Origin of the sequence: Halorubrum sp. CBA1125 (assembly GCF_009742825.1) — an archaeon.
In the GTDB taxonomy this organism is placed as follows: Archaea; Halobacteriota; Halobacteria; order Halobacteriales; family Haloferacaceae; genus Halorubrum.
Genome location: NZ_WPCE01000233.1, coordinates 1 through 3,932, shown reverse-complemented (window position 1 = coordinate 3,932; position 3,932 = coordinate 1). Strand labels below are relative to the sequence as shown.

At 66.0% G+C, this 3,932-nt stretch carries 2 protein-coding genes; both read left to right on the top strand.

All coding sequences use genetic code 11. The features are described from left to right. Window positions 1–40 precede the first annotated feature (40 nt). Window positions 41–1,237, top strand: coding sequence for a hypothetical protein (locus GJ633_RS14770; RefSeq protein WP_231741380.1), 1,197 nt, complete (start codon window positions 41–43; stop codon window positions 1,235–1,237). Between the two features lie 80 nt (window positions 1,238–1,317). Beyond that, a complete protein-coding gene (locus GJ633_RS14765; RefSeq protein ID WP_156589417.1) occupies window positions 1,318–3,570 on the top strand; it encodes an NADP-dependent malic enzyme in 2,253 nt (750 codons plus the stop codon). Window positions 3,571–3,932: the final 362 nt, after the last annotated feature.

Below are 3,932 nucleotides of genomic sequence, written 5' to 3'. Positions count from 1 at the left end.
GGACACTTTTTATCGCTGCCGCGTCACCGCACGTTCATGATTGGTACGCCGTCGACGCGGTGACGACGCGGTCGAGGCTACTCGGCGGTTCCTGTTCCCGTTCAGCGTGGTGCGCTGGACCAAGCTGGCCCTCCTCGTGCTCCTGATGGGTGGCGGGGTGAGCACCGGGATTCCGGTACCGGCCGCCACCGACGTCCGCGGGATCTCGTTCGGGCGGCTCGGTCCGCTGGCGTCGGAGGCGCCGCTCGCGACGAGCGATGGTATCCCGGAGACGCCAAACGGTGGGGGATTGGCGGTGACCGACGGCGAGGTGTGGGGAGTGGCCGGTAGCGAGATGTGGGGAGTGGCCGGTAGCGAGATGTGGGACGCTCTCGGCACCGAGATGCGAATACTCGCAGTCGCGGTCGTTGCGGTCGCGGTCGCCGCCTCGATCGCCTCGCTGTCGCTTCGGCTCGTGTTCTACGACGCGCTCCGGACGAACCGCGTCCGGCTGTGGCGACCGTTCCTCGATCGGCTCCGGCAGGCCGCGGGACTGTTCGTCGTCTCGACGGCGCTGAGTGCGACGGTCGTCGGACCCGTCGCGGTCGTCGCGGTCGTGGGCGACCCGATTCGATGGCGCGCGGTCGACGTTCCCGTCGTCGGGTGGCGACCGATCGACGTTCCCGTGGCGGTGATCGCGTCGCTTCCGGCGTGGGCGACGGGGATCGTCGTGCTCGCGGGCGCGATCCTGCTCGCGATCGCGGCGCTGGCCCTCCGGATCACCCACGAGTTCGTGGTGCCGGTGATGGTCGCCCGCGAGGTCGGCGTCCTCGCCGCGTGGCGACGGGTCGCCGGCGCGTTACGATACGCCTCGCTCGACCTCGTCGTTTATCTCGTCGTCCACTTCTTCGTCGGCGTCGGAATCTCGTTGGTGCAGGGTGCCGCGTTCGTCCTGGCCGCCTCGATCGTCGCCGTCGTCGGCGGCGTCGTCCTGCTCGTCGCCGCCGTGCCGCTGGGCGGGCTCGGTGCGCTCGTCGGAACGACCGGCGGACTGGTCGTCCTCGCGGCGGTCGGGACCGCGGCGATCGTCTTTCTTCTCGGGCTGCTCGCCCCCGTCGGCGTTCTCACGCACACGTACGCGATCCTCTACGAGGTGTCGACGCTCGCTGGGATCGACCCCTCGGCCGCGCCGCTGCACCCGGACATCGATCCGACCGCGGCCGACACCGGGGACGGTGTCAACGATTCGCAGAACTGACGACAGTAGTCGTCGAATGTCGAACTATTCCTTCGACACATTTACATAGCTTTTTGTTTCGTTCCTGAATGGAGATAGACATGGGCCTGGACGACGACGCACGCGAGTATCATCGGCAAGACCCGCCGGGAAAGATCGCGATCGAGACGACGAAGCCAACGAACACACAGCGCGATCTCTCACTGGCGTACTCGCCGGGTGTCGCGGCGCCGTGTCGCGACATCGCCGAGGACCCGGAGTCCGTGTTCGAGTACACCGCCAAGGGGAACCTCGTCGCGGTCGTCTCTAACGGCTCGGCCGTGCTCGGTCTCGGCAACATCGGCGCCACCGCGTCGAAACCGGTCATGGAGGGGAAAGGCGTGCTGTTCAAGCGGTTCGCGGACATCGACGTGTTCGACGTCGAGCTCGACATCGACGAGGTCGACCCGTTCTGTGAGGCGGTCTCCGCGATGGAACCCACCTTCGGCGGGGTGAACTTAGAGGACATCAAGGCGCCGGAGTGTTTCGAGATCGAAAAGCGGCTCCGCGAGGAGATGGACGTCCCGGTGTTCCACGACGATCAGCACGGCACCGCGATCATCTCGGGGGCGGCGCTGATGAACGCCGCCGACGTCTCCGATAAGGACCTCTCGGAGATCGAGATCGTGTTCTCCGGCGCGGGCGCGTCCGCGATCGCGACCGCCCGATTCTACGTTTCGCTCGGCGCGAAAAAGGAGAACATCACGATGTGTGACTCCTCGGGGATCATCACGGAGTCGCGGGTCGAGGCCGGCGAGGTCAACGAGTACAAGAGCCAGTTCGCCAGCGACGTCGAAGGGGGCGACCTCGCGGACGCGATGGAGGGCGCCGACGTCTTCGTCGGCCTCTCGGTCGGCGGGATCGTCTCCCAGGAGATGGTCCGGTCGATGGCCGAGAATCCGATCATCTTCGCGATGGCGAACCCCGACCCGGAGATCACCTACGAGGACGCGAAGGCCGCCCGCGACGACACGGTGATCATGGCGACCGGGCGGTCCGACTACCCGAACATGGTGAACAACGTCCTCGGGTTCCCGTTCCTGTTCCGCGGGGCACTCGACGTCCGCGCGACGGAGATCAACGAGGAGATGAAGGCGGCCGCCGCGGAGGCACTCGCGGACCTCGCGCGCAAGGACGTCCCGGACGCGGTCGTGAAGGCGTACGGCGACGACCCCCTCCAGTTCGGTCCGGAGTACGTGATCCCGAAGCCGCTCGACCCGCGCGTGCTCTTCGAGGTGGCACCCCGCGTCGCGCAGGCGGCGATGGAATCCGGGTCCGCGCGGACCGAGATCGACCCCGAGAAGTACCGCGAACGGCTCGAAGCGCGGCTCGGAAAGTCCCGCGAGATGATGCGCGTGGTCTTGAACAAGGCGAAAAGCGACCCGAAGCGCATCGCGCTGGCCGAGGGGACCGACGAGAAGATGATCCGGGCGGCCTATCAGCTGTCCGAACAGGGCATCGCCGAGCCGGTGTTGCTGGGCGAGGCAGACACGATCGCTCGGACGGCCGACGATCTGGGGCTGTCGTTCAGTCCGGAGATCGTCGATCCCAATGACCGTGACATCACGGCGTACGGCGACCAGCTCTACGAGATCCGCAAACGGAAGGGACTCACGCGACGGGAGGCGAACGAACTCGTCCAGCACGACACGAACTACCTCGCGAGCGTGATGGTCAGGGCCGGCGACGTCGACGCGATGCTCACCGGGTTGACCCATCACTATCCGTCCGCGCTTCGCCCGCCGCTGCAGGTGGTCGGCTCCGCGGTCGACACCGACACCGTCGCCGGGGTGTACATGCTCACGTTCAAGAACCGGGTCATCTTCTGTGCGGATACGACCGTCAATCAGGACCCCGACGCCGAGACGCTCGCGGAGATCACGCGTCACACGGCCGACCTCGCCCGGCGGTTCAACGTCGAGCCGCGGGCCGCGATGCTCTCGTACTCGAACTTCGGCAGCGTCGACAACGAGGGGACGCGGAAACCCCGAGAGGCCGTCGAAATCCTCCACGACGACGAGGGAGTCGACTTCCCGGTCGACGGAGAGATGCAGGCCGACACAGCGGTCGTCGACGAGATCCTCAACGGGACCTACGAGTTCTCGGAGCTGGACGAGGCGGCGAACGTTCTCGTGTTCCCGAACCTCGAAGCGGGTAACATCGGGTACAAGCTCCTCCAGCGGCTCGGCGGCGCCGAGGCGATCGGCCCGATGCTGGTCGGGATGGGCGAGCCGGTCCACGTGCTCCAGCGTGGCGACGAGGTGAAAGACATCGTCAACCTGGCGAGCGTCGCCGTCGTCGACGCGCAGGAGTAGGCCGCAGACCGGTACCCCGACGTTCGGGTTTCCTTCCTGTTTTTCCTGTTTGCTTCCCTTCCCTGTTTCCCAGTTCTCCCAGCAGACGCAGTTTTAAACCTTTCAGCGCCGCCCTATATCGTTCAGGAGACCTTTTCAGGAGACATCGGCTTTTCGGGAGAAACTACCGTTCGGGAGAAATTACCAGATTCGAGGGACGTGGTCTAACAGAGTCGTCTCCGTTTGATAGTCTCCATTGGCGAGTTTTCGGCTTGGACGGCGTCGGGGTTCTGGTTCGGTGTCGCCGGCGGCCCGGCGTAGCTGGCGGTCCAGTGTCGCCGAGTGTGAGGTTGTCGGAGACACACACCGTGTTTCCGGTGAAA